General features: G+C 33.3%; 23 protein-coding genes. 10 read left to right on the forward strand and 13 right to left on the reverse strand.

Annotation, left to right across the window (positions count from 1 at the left end; genetic code table 11):
• Positions 1-7 precede the first annotated feature (7 nt).
• Positions 8-2,563, reverse strand: a complete 2,556-nt coding sequence (locus tag SLW70_RS05375) for a BamA/TamA family outer membrane protein (RefSeq protein ID WP_320891026.1) — start codon at positions 2,561-2,563, stop codon at positions 8-10.
• A 37-nt stretch (positions 2,564-2,600) separates the two neighbouring features.
• On the opposite strand from SLW70_RS05375, the gene SLW70_RS05380 reads away from it, so the two are divergent.
• Positions 2,601-3,326 carry an RNA methyltransferase gene (locus SLW70_RS05380; protein WP_320891028.1) on the forward strand — a complete coding sequence of 242 codons (726 nt, stop codon included), beginning with the start codon at positions 2,601-2,603 and terminating at the stop codon, positions 3,324-3,326.
• Positions 3,327-3,330: 4 nt separating this feature from the next.
• Here the strand turns inward: SLW70_RS05380 and SLW70_RS05385 are convergent, their stop codons facing one another.
• Both SLW70_RS05385 and ubiE read right to left on the reverse strand, forming a co-directional pair.
• Positions 3,331-4,038, reverse strand: a complete 708-nt coding sequence (locus tag SLW70_RS05385; RefSeq protein ID WP_320891029.1) for a porin family protein — start codon at positions 4,036-4,038, stop codon at positions 3,331-3,333.
• A 24-nt stretch (positions 4,039-4,062) separates the two neighbouring features.
• The gene (gene ubiE / locus SLW70_RS05390; RefSeq protein WP_320891030.1) at positions 4,063-4,794 is read right to left on the reverse strand and encodes a bifunctional demethylmenaquinone methyltransferase/2-methoxy-6-polyprenyl-1,4-benzoquinol methylase UbiE; all 732 of its coding nucleotides are present in this window, start codon (positions 4,792-4,794) and stop codon (positions 4,063-4,065) included.
• Between the two features lie 175 nt (positions 4,795-4,969).
• Between ubiE and SLW70_RS05395 the strand changes: the two genes are divergently transcribed.
• On the forward strand, positions 4,970-5,281 hold the full coding sequence (locus SLW70_RS05395; RefSeq protein ID WP_320891031.1) for a hypothetical protein: 312 nt from the start codon (positions 4,970-4,972) through the stop codon (positions 5,279-5,281).
• Positions 5,282-5,327: 46 nt separating this feature from the next.
• On the opposite strand, the gene SLW70_RS05400 is transcribed toward SLW70_RS05395, so the two are convergent.
• Complete coding sequence (locus SLW70_RS05400) at positions 5,328-5,822, reverse strand: dihydrofolate reductase (protein ID WP_320891032.1); 495 nt, start codon at positions 5,820-5,822, stop codon at positions 5,328-5,330.
• A gap of 11 nt (positions 5,823-5,833) precedes the next feature.
• Positions 5,834-6,166 (reverse strand): 2TM domain-containing protein, encoded by a 333-nt coding sequence (locus tag SLW70_RS05405; RefSeq protein WP_320891033.1) that lies wholly within the window; start codon positions 6,164-6,166, stop codon positions 5,834-5,836.
• A gap of 236 nt (positions 6,167-6,402) precedes the next feature.
• Here SLW70_RS05405 and SLW70_RS05410 point away from each other — a divergent pair, with 236 nt between their 5' ends.
• On the forward strand, positions 6,403-6,699 hold the full coding sequence (locus SLW70_RS05410; protein ID WP_320891034.1) for an isoamylase early set domain-containing protein: 297 nt from the start codon (positions 6,403-6,405) through the stop codon (positions 6,697-6,699).
• Here the strand turns inward: SLW70_RS05410 and SLW70_RS05415 are convergent, their stop codons facing one another.
• The 4 genes from SLW70_RS05415 to SLW70_RS05430 all read right to left on the reverse strand — a co-directional run bounded on the left by SLW70_RS05415 (position 6,700) and on the right by SLW70_RS05430 (position 10,232).
• Entirely contained in the window at positions 6,700-7,524 is an 825-nt protein-coding gene (locus SLW70_RS05415) for a thymidylate synthase (protein WP_320891035.1), read from the reverse strand.
• Between the two features lie 51 nt (positions 7,525-7,575).
• Positions 7,576-8,205 (reverse strand): bifunctional nuclease family protein, encoded by a 630-nt coding sequence (locus SLW70_RS05420; RefSeq protein WP_320891036.1) that lies wholly within the window; start codon positions 8,203-8,205, stop codon positions 7,576-7,578.
• Positions 8,206-8,447: 242 nt separating this feature from the next.
• The gene (locus SLW70_RS05425; RefSeq protein ID WP_320891037.1) at positions 8,448-9,410 is read right to left on the reverse strand and encodes an electron transfer flavoprotein subunit alpha/FixB family protein; all 963 of its coding nucleotides are present in this window, start codon (positions 9,408-9,410) and stop codon (positions 8,448-8,450) included.
• 75 nt (positions 9,411-9,485) lie between these two features.
• A complete protein-coding gene (locus SLW70_RS05430) occupies positions 9,486-10,232 on the reverse strand; it encodes an electron transfer flavoprotein subunit beta/FixA family protein (RefSeq protein ID WP_320891038.1) in 747 nt (248 codons plus the stop codon).
• A 225-nt stretch (positions 10,233-10,457) separates the two neighbouring features.
• Here SLW70_RS05430 and SLW70_RS05435 point away from each other — a divergent pair, with 225 nt between their 5' ends.
• The 5 genes from SLW70_RS05435 to SLW70_RS05455 all read left to right on the forward strand — a co-directional run bounded on the left by SLW70_RS05435 (position 10,458) and on the right by SLW70_RS05455 (position 18,360).
• Positions 10,458-11,435: a pyruvate dehydrogenase complex E1 component subunit beta gene (locus SLW70_RS05435; RefSeq protein WP_320891039.1), complete on the forward strand. Its 978-nt coding sequence runs from the start codon at positions 10,458-10,460 to the stop codon at positions 11,433-11,435.
• A 69-nt stretch (positions 11,436-11,504) separates the two neighbouring features.
• Positions 11,505-13,991 carry a DUF5686 and carboxypeptidase-like regulatory domain-containing protein gene (locus SLW70_RS05440; RefSeq protein ID WP_320891040.1) on the forward strand — a complete coding sequence of 829 codons (2,487 nt, stop codon included), beginning with the start codon at positions 11,505-11,507 and terminating at the stop codon, positions 13,989-13,991.
• 167 nt (positions 13,992-14,158) lie between these two features.
• Positions 14,159-14,692 carry an inorganic diphosphatase gene (locus tag SLW70_RS05445; RefSeq protein ID WP_320891041.1) on the forward strand — a complete coding sequence of 178 codons (534 nt, stop codon included), beginning with the start codon at positions 14,159-14,161 and terminating at the stop codon, positions 14,690-14,692.
• A 110-nt stretch (positions 14,693-14,802) separates the two neighbouring features.
• Positions 14,803-17,379 (forward strand): sodium-translocating pyrophosphatase, encoded by a 2,577-nt coding sequence (locus SLW70_RS05450; RefSeq protein WP_320891042.1) that lies wholly within the window; start codon positions 14,803-14,805, stop codon positions 17,377-17,379.
• Positions 17,380-17,601: 222 nt separating this feature from the next.
• Positions 17,602-18,360, forward strand: coding sequence for a polysaccharide lyase family 7 protein (locus SLW70_RS05455; RefSeq protein WP_320891043.1), 759 nt, complete (start codon positions 17,602-17,604; stop codon positions 18,358-18,360).
• Positions 18,361-18,415: 55 nt separating this feature from the next.
• Here SLW70_RS05455 and SLW70_RS05460 read toward each other — a convergent pair whose 3' ends face one another.
• The 3 genes from SLW70_RS05460 to SLW70_RS05470 form a co-directional block, all read right to left on the reverse strand.
• Positions 18,416-18,820, reverse strand: coding sequence for a hypothetical protein (locus tag SLW70_RS05460; RefSeq protein WP_320891044.1), 405 nt, complete (start codon positions 18,818-18,820; stop codon positions 18,416-18,418).
• 150 nt (positions 18,821-18,970) lie between these two features.
• Complete coding sequence (locus tag SLW70_RS05465) at positions 18,971-19,585, reverse strand: deoxynucleoside kinase (protein ID WP_320891045.1); 615 nt, start codon at positions 19,583-19,585, stop codon at positions 18,971-18,973.
• Positions 19,585-20,376, reverse strand: a complete 792-nt coding sequence (locus SLW70_RS05470) for a hypothetical protein (protein WP_320891046.1) — start codon at positions 20,374-20,376, stop codon at positions 19,585-19,587. Before SLW70_RS05470 ends, SLW70_RS05465 begins: the two co-directional genes overlap by 1 nt.
• Positions 20,377-20,461: 85 nt before the next feature.
• Here SLW70_RS05470 and SLW70_RS05475 point away from each other — a divergent pair, with 85 nt between their 5' ends.
• Complete coding sequence (locus SLW70_RS05475; protein ID WP_320891756.1) at positions 20,462-21,367, forward strand: GLPGLI family protein; 906 nt, start codon at positions 20,462-20,464, stop codon at positions 21,365-21,367.
• 43 nt (positions 21,368-21,410) lie between these two features.
• Positions 21,411-24,098, forward strand: coding sequence for a carboxypeptidase regulatory-like domain-containing protein (locus SLW70_RS05480; protein WP_320891047.1), 2,688 nt, complete (start codon positions 21,411-21,413; stop codon positions 24,096-24,098).
• 153 nt (positions 24,099-24,251) lie between these two features.
• Here the strand turns inward: SLW70_RS05480 and metK are convergent, their stop codons facing one another.
• Entirely contained in the window at positions 24,252-25,502 is a 1,251-nt protein-coding gene (metK, locus tag SLW70_RS05485; protein WP_320891048.1) for a methionine adenosyltransferase, read from the reverse strand.
• Positions 25,503-25,712 lie beyond the last annotated feature (210 nt).

The following is a 25,712-nucleotide window of genomic DNA, read 5'->3' on the forward strand; positions in this document are numbered from 1 at the left end:
AATAGCATTAGAAAGGGTAATTTATACCAAAATTTAAAACAGAGTTGGAAAAATTGTATTCATTGAACCATTTTTCCCCTGTTTTATTGGCAGGATTGTAGGTTTTGAAACCAAAATCAAATCTTATAATAAAGAAACTTAAATCGTATCTAAGACCAAATCCACTTCCTAGCGCTATGTCTTTTAAGCTTGAAAAGTTTTTAAATATGTATTTTTCGTCTTCTACATTGTCATTTATATTCCAAATATTTCCAGCATCAGCAAAAATTGCTCCTTTTAATTGTCCTAGAATTTTAAATCTAAATTCTGAACTTAAAGCAATTTTCATGTTGGCTTCGTTGAAATCATTGGTTGCTCCACTGCTTCCTGGACCTAAGCTATAAGGTTGCCAAGCTCTATTGTCATTTGAGCCTCCTGCAAAATAACTTCGTGAGAAGGGGATGTTGCTCGCATTTCCGAAAGGTATGGCGATTCCGAAAAACGAACGCACGGCAAGTACTTTTTCTTTTGTTAGATCCCAATGTTTGATGTAATCGAATTCGGTTTTGATGTATTCGGAGTATTCTAGATTGAATATTTCATACTTTCCATTTGAATTTGAATCTAGTTTTGTAGCTCTTGAAAATATTGATAATAGGGAGCCTGCCGATTCTATTTTGGTTTTAAAAAGGTAAAAGGTGTTATCTTGTAAATCCGTTTTAGTAGTTTTTGAAAAAGTAAAGCTTGTGGACAAAATAAAGTCATTCTCTGTTAGTCGGACTCTTCTTTCTTCGATACTTTTTACTGTTTTGTAATCATCGTCATCAGAATTTAATTGCGTGTTTCCAGCAATAACATCATTAGTGAATCCTGAAGTTCCGTCTTGGATGATTAAATCTCCATCTGAATCAACATAAGAAGAATTAATATTATAGTTTTTACCAATTTCATTTAGCGCACTATATGAGGAGCTATATACATTAAAATAATTTTGTGGATTTAAATTTCGAACAAATTGGGCGTTAAGCAATTCAAAACGTGCTGTGTTGTTCTTTTTAGGTGTCCAATTGTATGAAAATACCCCTGTAAAATTCTCTTTGTCTAGACCTATGTTTTTCTGTCTTGAAAAACCAGTGGTTATAAGTGTAGACGGAATCATGCTTTTTGGAATTATTTTTTCAGTACCAAATGGGATCAGTATTCTAGGGAAGCTTAATTTGAAATCTAAACCATATTCTGAAACATTAAAAAACTGATTGTTGGGATTGGCTAAGCTTTTTGAAGAACCAATGTTTCCACGAGCGGAAATCTCTAATGTTTCGGCACCTTTAAATATATTTCTAATATTTAGCGAAGGGCTAAAAGAGATACCAATATCTTGAATGTTGGAATGTGTTACGTCAGCCGATGAACCAAAACTATATTTTTTTCTCGGTGTTAAATAAATATTTGCAATCAATGAACTGTAAGTGCTGTCTCTTTTGTCAACTGCATATTGAATACTTGGGTAGTTAAATATTTTAAGATTACTTAAGTAACGAGCTGTTAGAACAGTTTTGTTGTCTGCAAAATAACTCCCTTTGGTTATGAAAACGGCATCTGTTATAGCATAAGGTTTGTATTTTAATTTGCTATGACTGTATAGATTGAAGTTTTTGTAAGTAGTACTGTCAGTGATTTTTTTATTGTTGTTATTCGAGCTATAATCAGTGTAGATGTTTACATCGCTTATTTTGTATCTTTTGAAAGGCTCAGTTATGGTAGAGTCTTTTGATTGATAGGAGTAGTCGTTGATGATTAGGTTTACGTTGGCCTTGTTTTGTTTCTGAATAGTATCTATATTGAAATTGATATAGGTGGGTTGGAAATAATAAATTCCATTATTTCTAAAAAGAGTAGCGATTCGGTTTTTTTCTTCTTCGAAATCAATTGTTTTATATTGTTTTCCAGATTTTATGAAGCTGTAATTTTGCCTAGATTGGTATAAAGAGTCCAAAATAGGGGTTGCAATGGAAGCACTAATGGAGTCTAGAATATAGGGCTTTCCAGTGGTGATATGATATCTTACTTGAGCTCTTTTAGGTTTAATGCTGTCTATGTTATAGTTCGCCTTAATATTGAAATAACCGTTGTTGAAATAGTAATATTTAAGTCTAGAGGCCGATTTTTCAGTTTTGGTTGAATCAATAATTACAGGAGGTTCACCTGTTTTTTTTAAGAAATCGTGGATGCCATGATACCAAAATGATTTACCTAGTTGGTTGACCTGTTTGGCGGATAGCCATTTGGATTTACGTTTGTATTTTTCGGGATTGGCAATAAATTTAGCCTGATAGGTAGAGTCAGGGTTTAGGTTTGCTAAGTTGTATAGGTTAAGTCTTAGCTTGAATCCTAGTAGGGTACCATTAGGTTTTTGATACAGTTGATCAGTTACACTTTCTTCTGTTGTCTTTTTCCCATTTACGATGATTTTATTTTTGGTAAGTAAGCGTTTGTCTTGTGGAACTCTTTTTTCAGCGTTACATGCAGATATAATTATCCCAATTAGAATAATAAGTGATATTTTTGTTGAAATTTTTTTCAAGGGTTCTAAAATATTTAATTCAAAAGTACATATTTTTATGGTTAGTAAAAACCAAATAAAACTTATAACTAGTTTACAGCAGAAAAAGTATCGAATAGCGCATCAAATGTTTTTTGCTGAAGGGATAAAAGTGATTCAAGAATTATTGAACTCTAATTTTGAATTGGTTAATTTGTACACTACAAAGAATGATTTCGAAGAAGTTCACTCTTCTAAAAAAACAATTATTTCGGAAACAGATTTGAAGAGAATTTCTGCATTAGCAACCTCCAACAGTTGTTTGGCAGTTTTTAAAATGGCAACTGAAAAGCCAATTGTAGAGTCAGAGTTAATTTTGGCGCTTGATTCTGTTCGTGATCCAGGAAATATGGGGACAATTCTAAGGCTTTGTGATTGGTTTGGAATTAAGCAATTAGTTTGTACAACGGAAACAGTAGATATTTATAATCCAAAAGTAGTGCAGGCAACAATGGGTTCTATAGCGAGGGTTAATGTAAATTATATAGATCTGAAATCTTATATCGAAAAATCAAAAGTTGCTGTTTTTGGAACCTTTATGGATGGGGAAAATATTTATAAAACGAGTTTGCCTCAAGAAGGAATCATTATTATGGGAAATGAGGCGAATGGAATCTCACCTGAGTTGGAGAAAATAGTTTCAGACAAGCTTACTATTCCTCGATTTGGAGATCTTCAAAAAACTGAAAGTTTGAATGTGGCAACTGCTACAGCTATTATTTTAAGCGAATTTAGACGTGGGTGATGGTTTAATGAAAAGTAAAGTTGATTAAAATGGCTCTGCTTTTTAAAGATTCAATATTGCTTGTCCAAGGGCTGTTAGGGTCGTTGTCTCGAATTAATTCGTCTTTAAGTCCGAAAACGCCTCTTACAGAGGGAGAGAAAATAAAATACTCTGAAAATATATCAATACCAAATCCTAATTCGTAATTAGTAGTCCATGGCTTTACTCTAAATTTTTGCTCGTAATTGTCATCTTTTGTTTTAGAGTTTCCTGATAAATTTAAGGTTGTTGAAACACCACCTACCAAAAAAGGTCTTATGTTTCCTGTTCTCATTGATGAAAATTTCAATAATAATGGAAAGTGGATATAAGTACTGTTGACTTCTCTTTGGATGTCAATTTGATTGGTAAAACCTGGGAAAGATAAATTTCTTTTAGCGTAATACAATCCTGGTTCAAATCGCAAGTTAATATATTCTTGGAGTTTTACATCAGCCACAACTCCCACGTTAAAACCTGTTGTTTTTTGCGTTTGAATGTCGGGTCCAACATTTTTATAGTCTATTTTGAAATCAAATGAATTGAAGCCAAGGTAGTACCCAAAATAGAGTCTTTGTTTCTGGAAGTTTTCTAGGTGGATTATTGGATCTTTTCCAAATATATTGGTGCCTGATTGAGCCATTCCTTTAAGCGATAAAGTGATTAAAAGTAAAAATGTCGCTATTTTTCTCATGTTATTGCCTAATGAATGGTCTGTTTATTTTTTTGATGCTGAATAAATTGTTGCTACGCCAAAAGTTTGAGGCATTGCTACAACATCTATAAACCCAATTTTTCGTAAAATATTGTTTAGTTCTTCGCCATAAGGAAATTGAGAAGCTGATTCTGATAAATAGCCATAAGCAACATCGTCTTTTGAAAATAACTTCCCAATTAATGGTAAAATGTTTTTGCTGTAAAAATTATAACCTTGTTTGTAGGGAGTTTTGTCTGGTACTGAAGTTTCTAAAATTACAAAAACACCATTCGGCTTTAGTACTCTAAGTATTTCAGATAGCCCTTTTTCAAGGTTTTCAAAATTTCGAACTCCAAAAGCGACTGTGATGGCATCAAAAAAATTATCTTCAAATGGAATGTTTTCAGAATCTGCTAATACCATTTCGATAGTTTTCGAAAGTCCTTTTGCTTCGATTTTTTTTTCTCCAACTTCGAGCATTCCAGCCGAAATATCAAGTCCTATTATTTTTTCAGCATTAGTTTGAGCCATCAATATGGCTAGGTCACCTGTACCTGTGGCAATATCTAAAACTGTTGAAGGGTTAGCATTGTTTACAATTTTCAATACTTTTTTGCGCCATTTTACATCTATTCCAAATGAAATTACACGATTTAAGTTATCGTAATTTCCTGATATAGTGTCGAACATCTTTGCGACCTGTTCTTTTTTGCTTAAAGTTGAATTTTTATAGGGAGTTATGTTTTTTGACATTGTATTGGTAATTTTTCACAAATATAATACAATCTATTTCGAACTTTTGTTTTAGAGTTGGAATTAGCTATAAAAATAAAAGTTTTAAATAATTGAAAAAATCACTAAAAGTGGGTATTGTGCACTATTATAATTATGCCGACTTTTACAGTGTAAATATTAATATTTATTTTCAATGATTTTAAAAAGGTTTACAAGTCGAATTAAATGGTTGATTTTTGCGTTAATTATATCGTTTGTTCTTGTAAGTAGTTTTGACGGTGCTGTTTTTAGAAGCAGTAGTATGTTATTGACGCAAAATACGTTCTTAGGATTAAATTTGTTTTTGGAAATTTTAATTTTCTTTGTCTTTAGTATCTTCGTGGTATTTGGTATTAAAGGCTACTTTGAGATGTACTCTCAAAAAACATCAAATGTTATTATCTTCATTACTGGAGCAATTTTAACATTTGTGATATTTATATTAAGTTGTCAAATACTATTATAAGATTGACTGTTAATCTTAATCATTGAAATAAAGCACCCTAGTTATACTAGGGTGTTTTTGTTTTATTAATGTAGGTTTGATAGGTGTATTCAAAAAGATGTTTTTCATCTTTAGGGTTGAATTCGGATTGAATTAGTTCCCATTCAGACTCATTTAATTCAGGGAAAAACGCATCTGCTTCGAAACTATGATGTACTCTTGTTAGTTCGATTTTGTCAGTATATGGTAATCCTAATGCATATATTTCACCACCTCCAATGATGTAATTATCTTGATTTTCAGGACAGATTGCTAACGCTTCTTTAATGTCTTTTACTACAATACAGCCGTCAGGGTTATAATTCTTTTGACGACTGATGACAATATGTGTTCTATTTGGTAGTGGTTTTGGAAAACTTTCAAAAGTTTTTCTACCCATAATAATGTGATGTCCAGTGGTAAGTGATTTGAATCTTTTAAAGTCATTTGGCAAATGCCAAACAAGTTCGTTGTTTTTTCCTAAAGCATTATTTTCTGCAGCAGCAGCAATCATTATTGTCATTTGATGTTAATTTATGGAGTAGGATCTTCGTTTATTTTTTTTTGTAATTCGTTTATTTTTTTTTCTTGTAAGCTCACTAAACGATCAATTTGTTCGCGTTCCCAATTTTTATTCATAAATCTATCGGTAATATAAACTTTTATGAAATGTAGTAGGAATAAGAATGCCCAAAATGTAATTCCAAAAATAAGCCAGTTTTGGTTTATTTCGGTTGTAAATATTTTAGTAGATATAAAGAGACATAAGCTGAAAGATATTAGGATAACAAAATGGAAATAAAGCCTTTTTTTTTGTTGTATTCGTCTGCGTGCGTATTCATATAATTCGTGTTGTTCTCTTTCCATAGGTTGAAATTTAAAGCATAAAGGTAAAATATAATTTGATAAGATGCTCTTTTGGATAGTTATTAATTATTAAGAAAACGATTTCTTTTTTAAGATGTTAAAATTTAGTTAGTAATTTTTGTTGAATGTGTTAAAATTTAACATACTGAATGCCATTCTCCTAATTCGACTAACTTTTGTGCAAAGTTAAAATTATTTTATTTTCTTTGTCTCATAATATTAAAAATGAAATAGTTATGTCAATCAAGAAACAATTTATAAAGTCAAAACCAGTTTGTAAAGTTACTTTTTCTATCGAGGCTAAAGATGCTACTAGTGCATCTGTAGTTGGAGATTTTAACAATTGGAGCATCGAAGAAGGGGCTTTGAATAAACTAAAAAACGGAACTTTTAAGGGTGTATTTAATTTAGATACTAATGCTTCATATGAGTTTAAATATGTAGTTGATGGTGCATATATAAATGATGAAGAAGCTGATTCTTTTAAATGGAATGAATTTGCTGGTACTGAAAATGGAGTTTTAGTAGTTTAATTATACTGCTACATTTCCTTTGATTCCGGCATGAGGTTCGTAACCTATTAAGGTGAAATCTTCAAAGTCAAAATCAAATATATCTTTTATCTCGGGATTCAGTATCATTTTTGGTAATGGTTTTGGTTCCCGTGATAATTGTAATTCAAGTTGTTCAAAATGGTTGTTGTAGATGTGTGCGTCTCCAAAGGTATGAATGAATTCACCTAGACCAAGGTTGCATACTTGAGCAATCATCATGGTGAGTAATGCATATGATGCAATATTGAATGGAACACCAAGAAAAATATCGGCGCTTCGTTGATATAATTGACAAGATAGTTTTCCGTCTGCAACATAAAATTGAAAAAAAGCATGACAGGGTGGAAGTGCGGCTTTGTTGTTGGCTACATTTTCTGAAAATGACTTTGTTGTGTCAGGTAACACGGATGGATTCCAGGCCGAAACCAACATTCTACGGCTGTTCGGGTTGGTTTTTAACTCGTTGATTAGGTCTTTGATTTGATCTATTTCTTCACTATTCCAGTTGCGCCATTGGTGTCCATAAACGGGTCCTAAATCGCCATTTTCGTCAGCCCAAGCATCCCATATTTTAACTCCATTTTTTTGAAGGTACTCAATGTTAGTGTCTCCTTTTAGGAACCATAATAATTCATAAATGATAGATTTTAGATGTAGTTTTTTGGTGGTAACCATAGGGAAACCTTCATTTAAATCAAAACGCATTTGGTAGCCAAAAACACTTTTAGTGCCTGTTCCTGTACGGTCTCCTTTTTGGTTTCCGTTTTCCATTACATGTTGTACTAAATCTAAATACTGCTTCATGAGTTTTTTGGTTATTCTGTTAAGTCTAAGGTCAAAAAGATAATTTATCGATTAAGATTCTCTTTTTGAAATTTCATCTCTGATTTTGGCAGCCTTTTCGTAGTCTTCGTGTCTTACCGCTTGTTCTAATAGTTCGGTTAGTTCTTGAAGACTGTGTTTGATATAAGGGCGTCCAGAAGTCTGGCTTTCGTCTTCGTTTCCGAAAGTTTCTGGATTAGAAAGGACATCGTCAATTTCTTGAGAATCTTTGTCTGTTTCTTGGGGGTTGGCTTTTAAATAAATTCCGGCTTTGTCAAGAATATTTTTATAAGTAAATATAGGAGCATTAAAACGCAATGCCAATGCGATGGCATCCGAAGTTCTAGCGTCTATTATTTCTTCTATTTTATCTCTTTCGCAAATAATACTCGAGTAAAATACACCATCTACAAGTTTGTGAATGATTACTTGTTTTACTATTATATCAAATCGCTCGGCAAAATTTTTGAATAAATCATGGGTTAAAGGACGTGGTGGTTTGATTTCTTTTTCTAAAGCGATAGCGATAGATTGTGCTTCAAACGCTCCTATGACTATAGGTAGTTTTCTTTCTCCGTCAACCTCATTCAAAATTAAAGCATATGCTCCGTTTTGAGTTTGACTGTATGAAATGCCTTTTATAGATAGTTTAACTAAGCTCATGTTAATTTTATGTTTTAGATTTTAGATACTAAAATCAAAGAATTATTCCAATAATTACTTTCTTAGTTGAAAGTACAAAAAAGGAAATGATTAGCCTACAAAGAAACAAAAACTTTTCGTAGCTTCAAAAGTAAACTAGAGTATAAAAGGAAAAAAATAAGTGGATATTTAAAGCGAGAAGAGCTACTATGAAATTAATCATAATAGCTCTTTTAAATAGTATGGCAGTATAAGTTTGAAACTTATTGTGCTTTAAATGCTTTTAATTTTTCAATTAATTGAGGGACAACTTCAAAAGCATCTCCTACGATTCCGTAATCAGCTACTTTAAAGAAAGGTGCCTCTGGGTCTGTGTTGATAACAACTTTAACTTTAGACGCGTTGATACCAGCAATATGTTGAATGGCACCAGAGATACCTACTGCAATGTATAAGTTTGCTGCTACTGGTTTTCCCGTTTGTCCTACGTGTTCTCCGTGAGGTCTCCATCCTAAGTCTGAAACGGGTTTGGAACAAGCAGTTGCTGCTCCCAGAACCGCGGCTAAGTCTTCTATTAATCCCCAGTTTTCAGGGCCTTTTAGACCGCGTCCTCCTGAAACTACAATGTCAGCATCAGCTATGGATACTTTTCCAGATGCTTTCTCTGTAGATTCTATTTGGATGTTGAAATCAGCGTCATTTAAGCTTGGAGTGAAGTCTTCTTCTGCAAGAGTCGAAGAGGTTTCTATGATTCCAAATGAGTTCTTAGCTAATCCAAGTATTTTTATGTCAGTGCTGATTTCAGTAGTGTTGAATGCTTTGTTTGAAAAAGCATTTCTTTTTACTTGAAAAGGAGAAGTACTAATAGGTAATCCTACAACATTTGTTGCTAAACCAGCATTAAGTGAAATAGCTAGTAGTGGTGATAAGTAATTGCTATCGGTTGTGGAAGAAAGTAAAATTAATTTAGCGCTTTCTTTTTCAGCAGCTTGTTTTATCGCATCTGCATAGGCTTTTGCGTTAAAGTTTGTTAGTTTTTCGTTGTTTACTTTTAGTACTTTGTCAACACCGTATTTTGATAAATCAGAAACGTCAGCTGTGTTGAAACTGATAGCTGTAACGGTTGTTCCAAGAGTTTCTGCTACTTTTTTTGCGTATGAAGCTAATTCAAAAGCTACTTTTTTGAATTTTCCTTCTGCAGATTCTACGTATATTAATATAGACATATGGTTTTAGATTTTAGATTAATGATTTTAGTTTTCAGTTTTTGGAACTGAAAGCTAAAAACTGGATGCTGTTTACTAGATAACTTTGGCTTCGTTGTGTAATAAGTTGATTAATTCATCTAAATTATCAGCTGGAATTAATTTAACTGCAGATTTTGGCGCTGGTTTTTCAAATTTTACTGCTTTGGTATTCGTAGCAGCTTCAATCGGTTCAACGACAGTCAAGACTTTGGTTCTTGCGGTCATGATTCCTCTCATATTTGGAATGCGTAAGTCTTTTTCTTCAACCAATCCTTTTTGTCCGCCTATGATTAAAGGAAGTGATGTTGAAACAGTTTCTTTACCGCCATCGATTTCACGGACTGCTTTTGCATTTGTGCCTTCAACTGAGATATCAGTACATGCATTGATGAAATTGAATCCTAATAAGCCTGCAATCATTCCAGGAACCATTCCGCCATTATAATCTAAAGATTCTTTTCCAGCGATAACCAAATCGTATCCACCGTTTTTGATTACTTCGGCTAATTGTTTAGCAACATAAAAACCGTCAGTAGGTGTAGTGTTAACTCGTATGGCGTCATTTGCACCTATAGCTAAAGCTTTTCTTAAAGTAGGTTCAGTTTCAGGTCCGCCCACATTTACAACAGTAACGGTTGCTCCTTGTTTTTCTTGAAACCAAATGGCACGTGTCAATCCAAATTCGTCATTTGGGTTTATTACAAATTGTACACCGTTAGTATCGAATTCAGAGTCGTTATTGGTGAAGTTAATCTTCGAAGTAGTATCAGGAACATGACTGATGCAAACTAATATTTTCATATTGATGAGTTTTTATATTTCTTGATTTCATTTACAAAATTAGAATAAAATAATTAAAGAAATCTGTTTTTGAAGTTTAAAAGGATTGATTTTTCTTTAACAGAAATAGCAAGATATAACAAATAACTGGAAATAACACATCATTATTTTAATAGAAATGAGCTGTTAAATGATTTTAAATATTTATTTTTGCTTTTCGAAAAATATACATATACAAGATATAATATGAGAACGATACAATTTAGAGAGGCTATTTGTGAAGCAATGAGTGAAGAAATGCGTCGCGATGAGTCTGTATACTTGATGGGTGAAGAAGTTGCCGAATACAATGGTGCTTACAAAGCTTCAAAAGGTATGCTTGCAGAATTTGGAGAAAAAAGAGTAATTGATACTCCAATTGCTGAATTAGGTTTTACAGGTATTGCAGTAGGTTCAGCAATGAACGGTTGTCGTCCAATTGTAGAATATATGACTTTCAACTTTTGTTTAGTTGGTATAGATCAAATTATAAATAATGCTGCTAAGATGCGTCAAATGACAGGTGGTCAATTTGATGTGCCAATCGTTTTCCGTGGGCCAACTGCTTCTGCAGGGCAATTAGGAGCAACACACTCACAAGCATTAGAGAACTGGTTTGCAAACACTCCAGGTCTTAAAGTAGTAGTTCCATCTACTCCTTATGATGCAAAAGGACTTTTGAAAGCAGCTATTCGTGATAATGACCCAGTTATTTTCATGGAATCAGAGCAAATGTACGGTGACAAAGGTGAAGTGCCAGACGGAGAATATGTTATTCCAATTGGAGTTGCTGATGTGAAGCGTGAAGGTACTGATGTAACAATCGTTTCTTTTGGTAAAATTATCAAAGAAGCTTTTATTGCTGCTGAAGAATTAGCTGCAGCAGGTGTTTCTTGTGAAATTATCGATTTAAGAACAGTTCGTCCATTAGATATTGATGCTATTTTAGCTTCGGTTAAAAAAACAAATAGATTGGTAATTCTTGAAGAAGCTTGGCCATTTGCAAGTGTTTCTTCTGAAATCACTTATTTAGTACAAGAGCGTGCTTTTGACTATTTAGATGCACCAATCCAAAGAATTACTACAGCTGATACACCAGCGCCATATTCTCCTGTTTTATTAGCAGAGTGGTTGCCAAATGCTGCTGATGTTGTAAAAGCGGTTAAAAAAGTATTGAATAAATAAATTTTAATACTAATACTATTAAGGCTTCATCATGCGTTTGTATGATGAAGTTTTTTTTTAAAGACAATTATGAAAAAAAGGATATTATATTTAATGTTAGTTTTCTTTGGAATTACTAATAGTTTTTTGGCTCAAACAAAAGTCAGTGGTATGGTGTTGGATAATACAAATCAGCCTATTCCTTTTGCTAATGTTGTTTTTAAAGATTCGAATATAGGAACAATGTCTAATGAAGATGGTCGTTTTTATATTGAATCTTCTAAAAATTATACGGGTTTAATTGTCACCTCTGTAGGGTATTCTGATAAGGAAATAACTTTGTTGAAACCTATCAATTATGATTTTAAAGTTGTGCTAAACTCGGCCGAAATTTTAAAAGAAGTTACTATTTATACAGGGAAAACGTCTAAAAAAGATAATCCAGCATTAGTAATTCTTCGAAAAATATGGGAAAGAAAACGTAAAAACGGACTAACTCAATTTGATTATTATCAAATGGAAAAATATGAGAAAGTCGAGTTTGATATGAATACTATTGATAGCGCTTTCATGAAAAGAAAGTTTTTTAAAGGGATGGAATTCATTTTTAATCATATTGATACTTCGAGAGTTACTGGGAAAACCTATTTGCCTATTTTTATAAATGAATCGCTATATGATGTTTATGGTAATAATAAAGAAAAGAAAGTAAAAGAGAATTTAAAAGCGAATAAAAATTCTGGGTTTAGTGAGAATCAGCAAATTTTGTCTTTTATAAAAGATTTGTATTCTGATTACGACATTTATAATAATCATATGACTTTTTTTGATAAAAGTTTTACTAGTCCATTGTCAAGAACAGGGATAGATGTCTACAATTATGTATTGAGAGACAGTGCCTTTGTGGATAAAAAATGGTGTTATAATATATTGTTTTATCCACGTCGTAAAAATGAATTGACCTTTAAAGGTGATTTTTGGGTGAGCGATACCACTTTTGCAATCAAGAAAATTAATATGGCAGTTACCAAAAGTGCTAATATTAACTGGGTAAAAGATATTTATATAGAACAAGAGTTTGAGGTTCAAAATGATTCTATCTTTTTGTTGACTCGTGATTATATGATGTCGGATTTTGCTTTAAATAAAAAAGAAGAATCTAAAGGGATGTACGGTAAGAGGACTACATTGTACCAAAATCATCAATTCAATATCGAAAAACCTGCTAGCTTTTATAAAGAAAAAGTAAACTTTATTGATAATGAAGTTTATAATCGCTCAGAGGAGTTTTGGGATAAAAATCGTTTTGAGAATCTAAATAAAGACGAAAGAGGGATTTATAAAATGCTTGATACTTTGCAAACAGTCAAGAAATTCAAGCAATTGTACAATTTCGTTTCTATTATAGGGAGTGGTTATGTTCCTTTTGGAAATTTTGATTATGGACCTATATTTTCAACATTTGGTAACAATGATGTCGAAGGAATTCGGTTGAGAGTTGGAGGAAGAACCTATTTTGGGCCTGATGACCCATGGAGACTACAAGGGTATACTGCTTATGGATTTGAAGATGATAAATTCAAGTATGGGTTATCAGGAAAATGGATGGTAAACAAGAAAAAAAGGCTTATTCTTTCTGGAGGGAATAGGCGTGATGTAGAGCAAATTGGTGCAAGTTTGACAAGTACAAATGATGTATTGGGTAGAAGTTTTGCCTCGTCGGCACTTTTTTCAACAGGGAATAATGGAAAATTAACAAATATTAATTTAAGTAATATTTCTGTTGAGATTGAGCCTGTTAAGAATTTGACTTTTCAAACCGGATTTTCATACCGTACACTTGAGTCAGCATCTAATACTTTTAGCTTGGATTATTATACAGATGCAAGTCAGACGACGACAAAAAGTGAAGTAAAACAATCGGAAGTTAATTTGCAGGTAGAATACACGCCTAATCGTAAAACCATTGGTTTCGGTGTTGAAAGAAGAGAGGTGGACAGTCCTTTTAGTCGTTTCTTTGTGAATTACAGCCATGGTTTTAAAGGATTGCTTGATAGTGATTTTGAGTATGAAAAAGTACAGTTGTATTATAAGCAACCTATTATTATTGGGCCATTAGGAAGGACTAATATTATTGTTGAAGTTGGAAAGACCTTTGGGCAAATTCCATTAGGATTATTGAGTGTGGTTCCGGGTAATCAGACTTATTTTACTATTGAAAATACTTTTAGCAACTTGAATTTTTATGAGTTTGTAACGGATCAATATGCCACAATCCAGTGGAATCATAATTTCGGGGGACGTTTGTTAGGAAGGGTTCCGTTTTTACGAAAATTGAATTGGAGGGAGATGGTAGGAGTGAAAACAGTGTATGGTTCTGTCTCTGATGAAACTAAGGCAATTAATGCTTCAGGATTAGTGTATGTTGCTCCTGAAAATGGATATTGGGAGTATAATGTTGGTATTGGTAATATTTTTAAAGTATTTCGAATTGATTTTGCTTGGAGAGGAAATTATTTGAATACACCTGATGCTCAAAAATTCACAATTAAAGGTTCCTTTGGTTTTTATTTCTAGAATTTTTTGCTCTAATGCCTAATTGTTTTAGTGATAAATCAATAGCTGATTTACAAGTGAATTGTAAACCAGATATAATCAAGTGTTTTAAGGGAGATATTTCTTGTAATAAAAATGTTTTTGCTTACTTTTGCCAACGCATAAAAAAGAACTTAAGATATTAAAAAATGACTGCAGACAAAATAACCACTTTCGATGTATTAATCGAAATTCCAAGAGGAAGTAGAAATAAATACGAATATGATTTCGAAATTAAAAGAATGCGTTTTGATAGAATGTTGTTCTCTTCGATGATGTATCCAGCCGATTACGGTTTTATTCCAGAAACTTTAGCTCTTGATGGAGATCCATTAGATGTATTGGTTTTAGTAAACGAACCAACTTTTCCAGGTTGTGTAATGGAAGTGAAGCCAATTGGTGTTTTCCACATGGCAGATGATAAAGGACCAGATGAAAAAGTTATCTGTGTACCCGTTTCTGACCCAATTTGGAATTCATTAGAAAACTTATCTGACATCAATCCTCACTTAGTGAAAGAAATCGAACATTTCTTCCAAGTATATAAAGATTTAGAGAACAAGAAAGTTGATGTTGAAGGTTGGGGAGATGTAAATGAGGCATTCGCAATTATCAAAGAATGTCAAAAACGTTTTAATGATATTCCTAACAAACCAGAAGGTTTATTTACTATTAAATTGTAAATTTCTCTTTAAAACATAAATAAAAAAGCAATATTCCTAAAAGAGTATTGCTTTTTTTGTTAAATTCGTTCGGTACACAATTTAGTATTAACATTTAACCGAACCAATTTATGAATACAATTATGATTTACTTACCAATAATCATGGCGATTATTGGACTTGTTTTTATGGGAGTCAAAAGAGCTTGGGTTTTAAGGCAAGATGCAGGTGATGGAAAAATGGCTTCTATTTCAGATTATATTTATGAAGGTGCTTTGGCGTTTCTTAAAGCCGAATATCGATTATTAACTTTCTTCGTTATTGGTGCAAGTATCGCACTATCAATAATATCTTTCATAGTTCCTACTACTCATATATTAATTGTGGTTGCTTTTGTATTTGGAGCTTTTTTCTCAGCTCTTGCTGGGAATATGGGAATGAAGATAGCAACCAAAACAAATGTTAGAACTACGCAAGCGGCACGAACTAGTTTGCCAAAAGCCTTACAAGTTTCTTTTGGTGGAGGTACGGTGATGGGGCTTGGCGTAGCAGGATTAGCTGTTTTAGGGCTTACCGGTTTCTTTATTTTCTTTTTTCATTATTTTATGGATGGTGTCTGGGGAGTTGATGGGACCGAAAAAATGACCATCGTACTTGAAACATTAGCAGGTTTTTCTTTAGGAGCAGAATCGATTGCGCTATTCGCTCGTGTTGGTGGAGGTATTTATACTAAAGCTGCCGATGTCGGTGCTGATTTAGTAGGTAAGGTCGAAGCAGGAATCCCTGAAGACGATCCACGTAATCCTGCAACTATCGCGGATAACGTGGGTGATAACGTAGGGGATGTTGCGGGTATGGGAGCCGATTTATTTGGGTCATATGTAGCGACAGTTTTGGCGGCTATGGTATTGGGTAATTATGTGATTAAAGACATGGGAGGCTCGATTCAAGATGTTTTTGGTGGAATTGGTCCAATTCTATTACCTATGGCAATTGCTGGTTTTGGAATTTTATTTTCCATCATTGGAACAATGTTAGTTAAAATATCAAATGATGATGCTAAGGAAGCCGAGGTGCAAAAGGCTTTAAATATTGGGAACTGGGTTTCGATTGGTTTAACTGCAATTTCATGCTTTTTTCTGGTGGAATATATGTTGCCTCAAAATATGAAAATGGAATTTTTTGGCGAAGGGATTCAAGATATTTCATCGATGCGAGTGTTTTTTGCAACTATTATTGGTTTGATAGTGGGTGGTGTGATTTCTTCGGTTACGGAATATTATACGGGTCTGGGGACGAAACCAGTAATGGCTATTGTTCAAAAATCTAGTACAGGTGCGGGAACCAATGTAATTGCAGGATTGGCAACGGGAATGATTTCTACTTTTCCAACGGTTTTGTTGTTTGCAGCTGCAATTTGGTCTTCTTATGCATTAGCAGGATTTTATGGGGTTGCCTTGGCAGCTTCGGCTATGATGGCAACTACTGCCATGCAATTAGCTATTGATGCTTTTGGTCCTATTTCAGATAATGCTGGTGGAATTGCTGAGATGAGTGAATTACCAAAAGAAGTACGTACTCGTACCGATATTTTAGATTCTGTCGGTAATACAACTGCAGCAACAGGTAAAGGTTTTGCAATTGCTTCGGCAGCCTTAACATCTTTGGCTTTGTTTGCGGCCTATGTGACTTTCACAGGAATTGACGGAATTAATATTTTTAAAGCGCCTGTTTTAGCGATGCTTTTTGTGGGTGGGATGATACCAGTTGTTTTTTCAGCTTTAGCGATGAATTCAGTAGGGAAGGCTGCAATGGATATGGTTTACGAAGTGCGTCGTCAGTTTAAGGAAATCCCAGGAATAATGGAAGGGACTGGTAAGCCTGAATATGCCAAATGTGTTGATATTTCGACTAAGGCAGCTTTACGCGAAATGATGTTGCCGGGTGCTTTGACTATTGGTTTTCCTATTGCGGTAGTGCTTCTCGGAAAGTTGGTTTATAGTGATAACAATCAATTAATTGCTGAAATGTTAGGGGGCTATATGGCTGGTGTTACGGTTTCAGGAGTATTATGGGCTGTTTTTCAAAATAATGCAGGGGGAGCTTGGGACAACGCTAAAAAATCTTTTGAGGCTGGGGTAATGATTAATGGAGAAATGACCTATAAAGGGTCAGATGCGCATAAAGCGGCCGTAACTGGTGATACAGTTGGTGATCCATTCAAAGATACTTCAGGGCCTTCTATGAACATATTGATTAAATTGACTTGTTTGATTGGATTGGTGATGGCTCCGATATTAGGAAATGGTAGTCATACCGTATCCCGTGATTTGGCTTCTTGTTGTATTACTGCTAGTGAATGTACGTCAATGTCTAAAGAGGAATGTGTAGCTAAAGGTTGTACTAATGTAAATTGCGAACATCATCAAGAAATGGCTGCTTGTTGTGCAGCAAATGGTAAATGTACTTCGATGTCAAAAGAAGAATGTGTGGCAAATGGTTGTACTAATAAAAAATGCGAACATCATCCTGCTAAGGTTACAGGCTGCGATATGTCAAAATGTGAAAAAATGACCAAAGAGGAATGTGCTAAAATGTGTGATGATAATGGATGTTCTGCTGAAGAAAAGAAAGTATGTTTGTCTCATTTTGATAAAAATGGAAAGTTTGTTCATACAAAAGGAAAATCATGTTGTACTAAAATTTAAAAGCTTCATAGTAAAATACAGAATATTTTTTATAACAAAGAATGCCTCGCAATTGTGAGGCATTCTTTGTTATAAGGGGTTTTGCTATGTGTAAATTATATTTTTAATGTTAATATATCGTATTATTAATAATTTTAGTTATGTTTGCTGAACCAACAATTGGTATACCAAAATGGTGAACCAATAAGACTAACCTAACCCCAAATTAAAATGATTAAAAAAATGATTTCTTTACAGTCAGTAAAAATGACTATTTGTTGTGCAGCATTGGCTGCAACTTTTTCTTGTACTTCGGATAGTGAAGTGTCTAGTGCAGTAGAATCATCTGAAGTTCTAACGGAGTCAACAACAAGTTTAACGGCTAAAACGTATGTTGCGCCTGGTTCAAGCAGTACTTTTTCAGCAGCTTTGGCAAAATGTAAATTACAGACGGATTATCTTACCTCAGATGTAACAGATTTATCTTCTTATGCTTCTTATTTTTTCTATTTAAGTAGCGGCAAGATGGTACTGTATAATAATGGAGGGGCTTCAACTAGAACTGAACTTCGTAGAACGGATAATTTTAATAAAACATCTGTACGTAAAATGACTATTAGTGCTAACTTAGTAAGCCAGCCTACAGGTGAAGTTACACTAGCTCAATTACACAATCAAAATGCAACATTGCCTGTTTTAAGAGTTTCAGTTACGGGTAACACAATTTATTATAAAGTGAACAAAGAACCTGTAAAGGGGACTTCATTGACTAACAATGGTGCTTTTACAACTACTTTGCCTTCAAGTAAGTTGTTGCAAATTACCTTAGAACTTACAGGAAATAAATATATTAGTGCTACTGTGAATGGTGAAAAACGTACTTTTTATATTGAAGATGCATGGGGATCTGCTTTTGATAATGCCTATTATTTTAAAACAGGTGTGTATTGCCAGTCTGATGGAACAGCTAAGCTTACCTATAATAGCCTTAGTTGGGAATAATATCTTTGATTACAATTAAATAATGCCTCGCAATTGCGGGGCATTTTAATTTATATTAATAACTGTTAACTCCAAATCCCCCTGGATTCCAATCATCAAGTTCTTTTAGAGCAATAATTAATAGAATAGCTCCTGCTGTTCCCGCCAAAATTGCAGTATTCACAAGAACAGTTGCTGTTTTATTAAGTACACGAATATTTTTTATTTCTGCTTTTGATAAAGGTATTTTTTCAATTTTACCGTTTAATTTTTTTTCACCATAATAGTTGCTGTCAATCTTGACGATTTGAAAATATTCATTCTTCTTATTATCAGAAGTAACAACTAAGGTTTTTAGATTTGTCCTTTCGGCTTCGTCTAATGTTATGGATGTTTTTTTATAAATACTACAACTTTGTAATGTAAATAAAATAGCCAATAAATGGCAAATTGTTCTCTTTTTAAAGTCAAAGCGTTTCATGATTTTTTGAATTAAATTATTATTCAGAAAACCAATTAATAGGTGACTCTTACTATAATAGATTAAGGTTTATATAAAGGTAGTGAAAAATAAAAATGCCTCGGAAATTGCGAGGCATTTTTATATGGATAAACCGTAATTATCTGTATTTTAGAATAATCCATTTAATTCGGCATCAATTTTATTTATAATGTTTCCTAAGTCTTCAGGGTTGTCTACAAAATTTATGTTATCTACATCTATAATTAATAATTTTCCACGGTCGTAAGATTGAATCCAAGCTTCGTATCGTTCGTTCAAACGACTTAAATAGTCAATAGAAATTGAGGTTTCATATTCACGCCCTCTTTTGTGTATTTGTCCTACCAAATTCGGAATAGAGCTTCTCAGGTATATCAATACATCTGGAGCTTTAACTGTCGATTCCATTAATTCAAATAAAGAAGTGTAATTGTCAAAATCACGATGAGTCATTAATCCCATGGCAAATAAATTGGGCGCAAAAATATGAGCATCCTCATAAATCGTACGATCTTGGATTACTTTTTTTCCGCTTTCGCGAATTTGTTTTACTTGTCGAAAACGGCTATTTAAGAAGTAAATCTGCAAATTAAATGACCAACGCTCCATTTGATGATAAAAGTCGTCTAGGTAAGGGTTGTCAACCACGTCCTCATAATGAGGCTCCCATTTGAAATGTTTGGAGAGTAATTGTGTTAATGTTGTTTTTCCTGAACCTATATTTCCTGCTATTGCTATGTGCATTACGGTGTTATGATTTTATAATTTGTAATTCCTTCTGTTGTAAAAATAGATAAAATTTGGTCTTTGTAATAGCATTTATCAAACGTTTTTTCTAAAATTTCGATTTCGTATTTTTTGTTTTTCGTGCTATCTACCAGAAATAATTGCTTGTTTTTGCTATAGATGTATTGAAATTCATTGATGAATTCAAACCATTCAAAATCAGAGACTTTTCCTAAATTCGAAATTTTTCCATAAATAGAGCACACGAACGCATTCTTTTTATCGTCTATCCAATAGAAGTGATTGAAATCAGATTGATAATAAATCATCGTTTCAGGGAATGGAGTCGAGATTGTTCTATAAGTGTTTTTTAAATAATCATAAAAACCTATTTGTTGGTTTAAGCGATTGTAAATCCATAACTGATTTTGTCCAGCAATTCCAGTTGCTGTAACAGTAATAGGATTTGTGTTTTCTGAAAAATTTATTTTTTGGGTCTCACTCAATTGATTGTCTAAAATAACAACAGTATTAAAGTTTTCGTAAAAAAGAACAATTTTTAATGGGTTGTTGAGGTCAACTTTAGTTAAAGCACCTAAAGATACATTTTTGTATTCCCAGTGTTCTTGGTTTTTTATTTTGTAAAAGATAGCATTGTCTATATAGTAGTTATAACCAAATTGGTCTCTGCCCACAAATTCTTTATTGTTGCTTGAAACCGAATTGATTTTTGAAGCAATTATTTTAGAATTTTGAGCACTAATTGAAAAAAATAAAAAGAATAAGATAAGTAAAAAAGTATTTTTCATAGCGTTGCAAATTACAAAAAAACGGTACATATGAAACATAAAAAAGAAACAGAAATTAATTGAAAATACAATAAATAAAAATATGATGAAGAAAAGAGTTTTACTACTGGTTTTTGTTTTGACTGCTTATTTAAGCGTGAAAGCTCAGGAATTTCAGGGAATGGCGGTGTATCAATCCAAAACCAGTTCGGCTGAGTTCAAAGAGAGAATGAAGGGAAATAAAGATATTACTCCTGAAATGCAAAAAAGGATGGAGGACCGTATGAAATCTATGTTTGAAAAAACATTCATTCTTAATTTTGATAAATCGGCATCACTATATAAAGAGGAAGAAAAACTAGAAACTCCAGGTCAAGATGGTGGCGGAGGTAGGGCAAGAATGATGAGTTCGATGATGGGGACAGGCGGTGCTTACTATAAAAACGTAAAACAAAAGACCTATACCATCGATAAAGAATTTATGGGTAAGCAGTTTTTGGTTAAAGATTCTCTACCTAAGTTACAATGGAAAATGGAGGGTGAAACAAGATTAATTGGAGGGTATAATTGTTTTAAAGCCACAGCAGTTTTGTCAGTAACAGAGTTGGATTTTAATGCATTAAGACCAAAATCAGATGAGGAAAAAAAGAAAGAAGAGCAAGAAGCTAAAGAAAAGAAAACAAACCTATTCGATAATTTAATGGTGCCAAAAGAAGCAGTGATAACGGCATGGTATACTCCTGAGATTCCAGTAAATCAGGGGCCAGATAAATATTGGGGATTGCCAGGTTTGATTTTAGAAATAAATGATGGTAAGACGGTTATTCTGTGTTCTAAAATTGTTTTAAACCCTAAAGAAAAAACAGTCATAAAACCATCAACCTCTGGAAAGGTTGTTTCCCAAAAAGAATATGATGAAATAGTAGTCAAAAAGACAAAAGAATTTATGGAGTCTAATCAAAGACCTGGTGGTGGTAGAGGCCCAGGAGGACCTGGTGGCGGAAGAGGTTAATTTATGAATTCATCAATAAATACAATACTAAAAACAATAACTTATGAAAAAAGCACTTTTGGTGGTTTTGTCTATGTGCTCCTTGATTTCTGTTGCACAATCCATTCGATTAGATGGGTTTATAAAAGATACTGAGGGGCATCCTCTAGAAATGGCGAATATTATGGCTGTAAATCGTAATACTAATGCGATGGACTCCTATGCAATTACAAATGATAAAGGAAAGTTTAACCTTTCGCTGAATATGAATACTCCTTATAGTATTAATATTAGTTATCTAGGGATGAAAAGCAGAATTGTCGAAATTGTTACAGCTCAGGAAAACATCACCAAAACTGTTGAAATGGAAGCTGGTGGAATTGAACTAGAAGGTGTCGAAATAGTTCGTGAAATGCCTGTTTCTATCAAAGGAGATACAATTGTTTATAATGCTGATTCTTTCAAATCAGGAACGGAACGTAAACTAGAAGATGTTTTAAAAAAATTACCTGGAGTTGAGGTAAATGATGATGGTGAAGTTGAAGTAGAGGGAAAAAAAGTTTCCAAATTAATGGTAGAAGGAAAAGATTTTTTTGACGGAGACACTAAATTAGGGGTTAAGAATATTCCAGCAGATGCTATTGATAAAATCCAAGTATTGCGTAACTACAGTGAAGTAGGTGCGCTTAAGGGAGTCGAGAATAATCAGGATAATGTAGCGATGAATATCAAGCTAAAATCTGGTAAAAAGAATTTTTGGTTTGGTGATATAAATGCTGGAATTGGAGTTGCTCATGAAGAAAGTCGCTATCTGATTAATCCAAAATTATTTTATTACAGTCCTACATATAGTGTTAATGTGATTTCAAACTTTAATAATATAGGCGAACTGCCTTTGACTGTTCAAGATTATTTCAAAATGACAGGTGGTTTTAGAGGTGTTTCTAATAAAGGAGGTAGTAGTTTTGATGTTTCTTCTAATAATTTAGGAATCTCGCTTTTGCGAAATAATAGAGCCAAAGTTATTGAGACCAAATTTGGTGCGACTAATTTCTCTTATAATGTAAATAAGACATGGAATCTTAGTGGTTTTGGGATTTTCACAAGTTCAACTACTGATTTAGAAACCAAATCACAGACGACCATATTGGATTCTGGTGACCAACAAAAAAGTCAAGAGGTAGCCGCTCAAAAAAGTAATTTTGGACTATTTAAATTAAGTTCTAGCTATAAGCCCAATACAAAATTGCAATTTGATTATGATGTCTTGGCTAAGATTTCAAAACAAGATGAGTTTGCTTCACTTTATAGAGAATCGATAGTGAATTCAGTTTCGGATACAGAGGATATTTTTACCACCAAAAAGCAAGACCCTATATCGTATAATCAAAACCTGAATTTGTATTATACCTTAAATGATAAAAATATTTTGGCTTTTGAAGCACAACATTTATATCAAGACGAAAACCCATTTTATAATGCGAATTTACAAAGTCAGCCCTTTAATTTAACTGATTATGTATCTGGGCAAAATCGGAATGATTTGAATCAAGATCGTTTTGTGAAAACAAATAAAATAGATGCAAAATTAGATTACTACTATATGGTAACACCTAAGAGTAATATCAATTTAACGATAGGAGATACCTATTCGTACCAAAATTTTAACTCTCATATTTTTCAAATACTCGACAATCAGTCGGTTAATGATTTGAACGCTGTCGAAAATAATAACCAAGTCAATTATGCTTTTAACGATGTCTATTTAGGCTTACATTATAAGATTTTGACAGGGAAATTCACTTTCAATCCCGGAGTTAGTTTGCATTATTATGATATGAATAATCAGCAATTAGGAACAGATTTTCAACAAAGCTTTGTTAGAGTTTTACCAGATGTTTTTGCTTTGTACCAAATCAAGAAATCCGAAAGTTTGACCTATAATTATTCCTTAACCAATAGTTTTACGGATATTAATAAGCTAGTCGAAGGTTATGTTTTTTCAAATTATAACAGTCTTTCATTAGGAAATAGAACACTTGAGAATGCGACTTCGCAAGTGCATTCATTGCGTTATTTTAAGTACAATATGTATAATCTAGAAAATATTTTCGCAAATGCGACCTATACAAAGAAGGTAGACGCTGTAAAAACTAATTCTGTTTTTTCAGGGATTAATCAAACCTCATTGCCCTACAATTCAAATTTAGCCGATGAGACATTGTCAGGTTCTGGAAATTATGGCCGTTCATTTTTAAAGAATTACAAGGCTAGTATTGGTGCCAGTGTCAATTGGTCTAAATTCAACAATATTCAAAACAATAGACCTACTACAACCGAAAGTCTTACGCAGAATTATTCTGTTAAAGCTTCTACCAATTATAAAAAGTTGCCCAACTTAGAACTAGGCTATGCGTATACAATCAATGAGTATAACGGAACTACATTTTATACTGATAAACCATCAGTTAAGTTAGATTATTACTTTCTTAATGCCTTTTCTTTTGTTTCGGAATATGAATTTTTTAACTATCGCAATGATTCGAGAACTGTTCAAAACGAGTATGATTTCTTGAGTGCGAGTATGATTTACCAAAAGAAAAATGCTAAAATGGAATACAAACTTTCAGCGACTAATATTTTAAATACGACTTCGTTAAACGATGATAGTTTTTCTCAGTTTTCAACTAGAACAGCACAATATACCGTGCAACCTCGATATGTGATTTTTTCGATGAAGTATAATTTGTAGCGAATCCTGCTGGCAGCTATACCTATGTGTTGGCAGTTAGATCTTGTGGCGGAATAAATTCGAACCGCACAAGGCTGCTTCTTTTATCAAGGCTAAAAAAAACCGGACTAAAATCAAATTTAGTCCGGTTTTTATATTTAGTAAGCAATTGGATTACAATCCAAAAGCTGTTTTTACTTGGTCAACAAAATCTAATTTTTCCCATGTAAACAATTCAACAGTAACAGTTTTAGATTCGCCACCTGGAGCAGAGAATGTTTTAGTAACGGTTTCAGGCGTACGTCCCATATGTCCGTAAGCAGCAGTTTCGCTGTATATTGGGTTTCTTAATTTCAAACGTTGCTCAATAAAGTAAGGGCGCATATCAAAGATAGCTTCTACTTTTTTAGCGATTTCACCATCGGTTAAGTTTACTTTAGCTTTACCATAGGTATTTACAAAAATACCCATTGGTTGAGCAACTCCAATAGCGTATGATACTTGTACTAAAATCTCATCAGCTACACCAGCAGCTACTAAGTTTTTAGCAATATGACGTGTTGCATATGCGGCGCTTCTATCTACTTTAGATGGGTCTTTTCCAGAGAAAGCACCACCACCGTGAGCTCCTTTACCACCGTAAGTGTCTACAATGATTTTTCTACCAGTTAAACCAGTATCTCCGTGAGGACCACCAATCACAAATTTCCCAGTTGGGTTAATATGGTATTGAATTTTGTCATTGAATAAATGGGCGTGTTTTGGATTCTTTGCAATAATTCTTGGAATCAAAATTTCAACGATGTCCTTTTTGATTTTAGCAAGCATTGCTTCTTCAGCGTCAAAATCGTCGTGTTGAGTAGAGATTACAATTGCATCAATACGTACTGGTACATTGTCATCACTATATTCTAAAGTTACTTGAGATTTAGCATCTGGACGTAAATAAGTGATTTCATTATTTTCGCGTCTTAAAGCGGCTAATTCTTGTAGTAATTTATGAGATAAATCCAGTGCCAATGGCATGAAGTTTTCAGTTTCATTAGTAGCATAACCAAACATCATTCCTTGGTCACCCGCTCCTTGTTCTTCAGGGTTTTTTCTATCAACACCTTGATTGATATCTGCTGATTGCTCGTGGATAGCCGAAAGAATTCCACAAGAATTAGCCTCAAACATATATTCGCTCTTAGTGTAACCAATTTTTCTAATTACATCACGAGCAATTTGCTGTACATCAAGATAAGTGTCTGACTTTACTTCTCCTGCCAAAATTACTTGACCAGTAGTTACTAAAGTTTCACATGCTACTTTCGAATCAGCATCAAATGCTAAAAAGTTGTCAATTAATGCGTCTGAGATTTGGTCTGCAATCTTGTCTGGATGTCCTTCGCTCACAGATTCTGACGTAAATAAATAAGCCATAATATAATTTTTTTTTAAATTAGGCGAGGAAAAGTAATTGCAAAATGGACTAAAGGAGAGTTTCTGCTTTAGCATTTTTTTCTACTGAAAAATTTTCAGCATCCATAATGAATAATGTTCACTATGAAGAGGTTGCAATCAGTTCAAATTTTTCCTCTTGTATTTTGAGGTGCAAAGGTATGAAACCATTTTGAATTGTAAATTAAACTT

Source organism: Flavobacterium sp. NG2 (genome assembly GCF_034119845.1).
Classification (GTDB): domain Bacteria; phylum Bacteroidota; class Bacteroidia; order Flavobacteriales; family Flavobacteriaceae; genus Flavobacterium.

What these genes read in the sequence shown, in the direction of transcription:
- SLW70_RS05380 (WP_320891028.1), top strand. Translation starts at nt 2,601, where the DNA reads ATGGTTAGTAAAAACCAAATAAAACTTATAACTAGTTTACAGCAGAAA.
- SLW70_RS05385 (WP_320891029.1), bottom strand. Translation starts at nt 4,038, where the DNA reads ATGAGAAAAATAGCGACATTTTTACTTTTAATCACTTTATCGCTTAAA.
- ubiE (WP_320891030.1), bottom strand. Translation starts at nt 4,794, where the DNA reads ATGTCAAAAAACATAACTCCCTATAAAAATTCAACTTTAAGCAAAAAA.
- SLW70_RS05395 (WP_320891031.1), top strand. Translation starts at nt 4,970, where the DNA reads ATGATTTTAAAAAGGTTTACAAGTCGAATTAAATGGTTGATTTTTGCG.
- SLW70_RS05400 (WP_320891032.1), bottom strand. Translation starts at nt 5,822, where the DNA reads ATGACAATAATGATTGCTGCTGCTGCAGAAAATAATGCTTTAGGAAAA.
- SLW70_RS05405 (WP_320891033.1), bottom strand. Translation starts at nt 6,166, where the DNA reads ATGGAAAGAGAACAACACGAATTATATGAATACGCACGCAGACGAATA.
- SLW70_RS05410 (WP_320891034.1), top strand. Translation starts at nt 6,403, where the DNA reads ATGTCAATCAAGAAACAATTTATAAAGTCAAAACCAGTTTGTAAAGTT.
- SLW70_RS05415 (WP_320891035.1), bottom strand. Translation starts at nt 7,524, where the DNA reads ATGAAGCAGTATTTAGATTTAGTACAACATGTAATGGAAAACGGAAAC.
- SLW70_RS05420 (WP_320891036.1), bottom strand. Translation starts at nt 8,205, where the DNA reads ATGAGCTTAGTTAAACTATCTATAAAAGGCATTTCATACAGTCAAACT.
- SLW70_RS05425 (WP_320891037.1), bottom strand. Translation starts at nt 9,410, where the DNA reads ATGTCTATATTAATATACGTAGAATCTGCAGAAGGAAAATTCAAAAAA.
- SLW70_RS05430 (WP_320891038.1), bottom strand. Translation starts at nt 10,232, where the DNA reads ATGAAAATATTAGTTTGCATCAGTCATGTTCCTGATACTACTTCGAAG.
- SLW70_RS05435 (WP_320891039.1), top strand. Translation starts at nt 10,458, where the DNA reads ATGAGAACGATACAATTTAGAGAGGCTATTTGTGAAGCAATGAGTGAA.
- SLW70_RS05440 (WP_320891040.1), top strand. Translation starts at nt 11,505, where the DNA reads ATGAAAAAAAGGATATTATATTTAATGTTAGTTTTCTTTGGAATTACT.
- SLW70_RS05445 (WP_320891041.1), top strand. Translation starts at nt 14,159, where the DNA reads ATGACTGCAGACAAAATAACCACTTTCGATGTATTAATCGAAATTCCA.
- SLW70_RS05450 (WP_320891042.1), top strand. Translation starts at nt 14,803, where the DNA reads ATGAATACAATTATGATTTACTTACCAATAATCATGGCGATTATTGGA.
- SLW70_RS05455 (WP_320891043.1), top strand. Translation starts at nt 17,602, where the DNA reads ATGATTTCTTTACAGTCAGTAAAAATGACTATTTGTTGTGCAGCATTG.
- SLW70_RS05460 (WP_320891044.1), bottom strand. Translation starts at nt 18,820, where the DNA reads ATGAAACGCTTTGACTTTAAAAAGAGAACAATTTGCCATTTATTGGCT.
- SLW70_RS05465 (WP_320891045.1), bottom strand. Translation starts at nt 19,585, where the DNA reads ATGCACATAGCAATAGCAGGAAATATAGGTTCAGGAAAAACAACATTA.
- SLW70_RS05470 (WP_320891046.1), bottom strand. Translation starts at nt 20,376, where the DNA reads ATGAAAAATACTTTTTTACTTATCTTATTCTTTTTATTTTTTTCAATT.
- SLW70_RS05475 (WP_320891756.1), top strand. Translation starts at nt 20,462, where the DNA reads ATGAAGAAAAGAGTTTTACTACTGGTTTTTGTTTTGACTGCTTATTTA.
- SLW70_RS05480 (WP_320891047.1), top strand. Translation starts at nt 21,411, where the DNA reads ATGAAAAAAGCACTTTTGGTGGTTTTGTCTATGTGCTCCTTGATTTCT.
- metK (WP_320891048.1), bottom strand. Translation starts at nt 25,502, where the DNA reads ATGGCTTATTTATTTACGTCAGAATCTGTGAGCGAAGGACATCCAGAC.